The organism is Mesorhizobium sp. M4A.F.Ca.ET.050.02.1.1 (assembly GCF_003997725.1).
Classification (GTDB): domain Bacteria; phylum Pseudomonadota; class Alphaproteobacteria; order Rhizobiales; family Rhizobiaceae; genus Mesorhizobium.
Map to the genome: position 1 here is coordinate 1 of NZ_RZSG01000690.1, position 3209 is coordinate 3209.

At 65.6% G+C, this 3209-nt stretch carries 2 protein-coding genes; both read left to right on the forward strand.

Annotation, left to right across the window (positions count from 1 at the left end):
- The coding region (locus tag EOA33_RS29390; RefSeq protein WP_145989338.1) for an efflux RND transporter permease subunit at positions 1-2522 on the forward strand (2522 nt) is incomplete at its 5' end.
- A gap of 35 nt (positions 2523-2557) precedes the next feature.
- Positions 2558-3209, forward strand: a 652-nt coding sequence (locus EOA33_RS29395) for an efflux RND transporter periplasmic adaptor subunit (RefSeq protein WP_127407234.1), incomplete at its 3' end; no start/stop codon positions are given.

Below are 3209 nucleotides of genomic sequence, written 5' to 3' on the forward strand. Positions count from 1 at the left end.
TCTCGAAGGCGGCGCCGGCCGGCACCGCCTTCGAGATGCAGGTCAACGCGGTCGGCCGCCTCAGCGACCCGAAGGAATTCGGCGAGATCGTCGTGCGCGCCAATTCTGAAAACGGCTCGCTGGTGCGCCTGCGCGACGTCGCGCGCATCGAACTCGGCGCGCTGCAATATTCCTCGTCCGCTTTCTTCGGCAAGGACCCGACGGTGGTGCTCGCCGTCTACCAGATGCCGGGTTCCAACGCGCTCGACCTGCAGCAGCGGGTCAAGGACAAGATGCAGGAGTTGTCGGCGCGTTTCCCGAAGGGCGTCAACTACGCCATGCACTACGACACGACGCGCTTCGTGTCGGCCTCGATGCATGACGTTCTGATTACGCTTGGCGAGGCGCTGGTGCTGGTCGTGGCGGTGGTGTTCATCTTCCTGCAGAGCTGGCGCACCACCATCATCCCGACCATCGCCATCCCAGTGTCGCTGATCGCAACGCTGGCGGTGATGTACATGCTGGGCTTCTCGCTCAACATGCTGTCGCTGCTCGGCATGGTGCTGGCGATCGGTCTCGTCGTCGACGACGCGATCGTCGTCGTCGAGAATGTCGAGCGACAGCTCGAGGCCGGCCTCAAACCACTTGCCGCGACACGCGCGGCGATGGCCGAGGTGACAGGACCGATCATCGCCACAACCGCGGTGCTGATGGCGGTGTTCATCCCGGTCGCCTTCATCCCGGGCGTCTCGGGGCGGCTCTACAACCAGTTCGCGCTCACCGTCGCGATCTCGGTCGGCATCTCGGCCTTCAACTCGCTGACGCTGAGCCCGGCGCTGAGCGCCGCGTTCCTGCGCCATCGCGGCGAGACGCAGTTCGTCTTGTTCCGCTGGTTCAATGCCGGCTTCGAATGGCTGTCGCATGCCTACGCCCATGGCGTGCGCATCCTGATCCGGCTGCGCTGGGCCATGCTCGGTCTGTTCGCCGCCGGCCTGGTGGCTACCTATTTCGTCTGGCAGAAACTGCCCTCGACCTTCCTCCCCGTCGAGGACCAGGGTTATTTCTTCGTCGTCATCCAGCTGCCTGACGGCGCTTCGTTGGAGCGCACCGACGCGGTGGCCGAGAAGGCGCGCGACATCCTGCAGAGCACACCCGGCGTCGACATTGTCGGCTCGATCAGCGGCCTGAACTTCCTGACCAGCGCCGCGCAGTCGAACTCGGCGGTGGAGTTCGCGATCCTGAAGCCTTGGGACGAGCGTGGACCCGACCAGAATGCCTCGAAGCTGGTCGCTGAGGTGCGCAACAAGCTGCTGCAGATACCGGAGGCCTTCGCGCTCTCCTTTGATCCGCCTTCGATCCCGGGCCTCGGCACCACCGGCGGCTTCGAGTTCCAGGTCGAGGATCTCTCCGGTCGTGGCAGTGCTGCGCTCAACGATGTCACGCAGGCGCTGATCGCCGAGGCGCGCAAGCAGCCGGAACTCAATCCGCAGCAGCTGTTCTCGTCCTTCTCGACGTCGACACCGCAGTTCAACTACGACCTCGACCGCAGCAAGGCGAAACTTCTGGGGCTCAGCCTGCCCGATGTGTTCAACACACTGCAGATCTATCTCGGCTCGCTCTACGTCAACGACTTCAACCTGTTCGGCCGCACCTTCCGGGTGACGATCCAGGCCGACAAGGATGCGCGCGCCGATGCCACCGACATCTCGCGGCTCTATGTGCGCAACGCTGCGGGCGGCATGGTGCCGCTGAGCACGCTGGGCAGGCTGGTGCCGATTGTCGGCCCCGAGACGGTGCCGCACTACAACAACAATGCATCGGCCCTGATCAATGGCGGTGCCGCTCCCGGCTTCTCGTCCGGACAGGCGGTGGCGGCGATGGAGCGGGCGGCGGCGACGGTGCTGCCCAGGGACTTCGGCTATGAGTGGACCGGCATCACCTTCCAGGAGCTCAAGGCCGGCTCGATCGCCTCGATCGTGTTCGGGCTTGCCATGGTGTTCGTCTTCCTGATCCTGGCGGCGCAATACGAAAGCTGGGCGATGCCCTTCATGGTGTTGCTCGCCGTGCCGCTCGCCCTGTTCGGCGCCTTCCTGGTGCTCCTGCTGCGCGGCATGCAGATCGACGTCTACTCGCAGATCGGCTTCGTCATGCTGATCGGCCTGGCGGCGAAGAACGCCATCCTGATCGTCGAATTCGCAAGACGACGGCGCGAGGAAGGTTTGAGCATTGTCGAAGCGGCGATGGAGGCCGCGCGGCTGAGGCTGAGGCCGATCCTGATGACGGCGTTCGCCTTCATCCTCGGCGTCCTGCCGCTGATGTTCGCGACGGGTGCAGGTGCTGCCAGCCGGCAGTCGATCGGCACCACCGTCTTCGGCGGCATGGTGGCGGCGACGGTGCTGTCGCTGGTGTTCGTGCCGGTGTTCTACGCGGTGATTGAAAAGCTGCGCGAGCGAGGCGAGGACAGAGAGCCCGCTCCGCACCATCAGGATATTGAACCGACCGCCGAGCCGGCGCTTCAGCCGCTCGCCCAGGCGGCTGAATAGCTCGCGCAGGCGGCGGAAAACGATTGGAGACCAAAATGCGTAAATGGAAAATCGCTTTGGGAACGGCCGTGGCGCTCGGTGCCATCTCGATGGCCAGCGTCCATCTGCTCGACATGGGCAGTCTCAGCCTCAATGCCGGCACGGCAGGGGCAGCGCCGGCTCCGGCGGCGTTCGTGATGCCGGTGCCGGTGGTGAACGTGGTGAAGAGGACGCTGCCGATCTATCTCGACTATGCCGCGCGGGTCGAACCGATCCGCAGCATCACCCTGCAGGCCCGCGTGCCGGGCTACCTGCAGGAGCAGGCTGCCGCCGACGGCAGCGACGTCAAGCAGGGCGACCTGCTCTACCGGATCGCGCCCGAGGACTATCAGGCGGCACTCGACCAGGCGAAGGCCGAGATCGAGCGCGACACGGCGACGCTCGACTATGCGCGGTCCAATCTCGGCCGCGGCACGGAACTCGCCAAGAGCGGCTATCTCGCCAAGGACAGTTTCGACCAGCGTACGAGCACCCTGCGCGCGGCCGAGGCAGCGCTTGCAGTCGACAGGGCCGCGCTGCGCACCGCCCAGCTCAACCTCGGCTATTCGGAGATCAAGGCGCCGTTCCCGGGCCGTATCGGCCGCAACCAGGCCTCGGTCGGCACGCTGGTCAGCGTCGCCGGCACGGTGCTCACCACGCTGGTGCAGC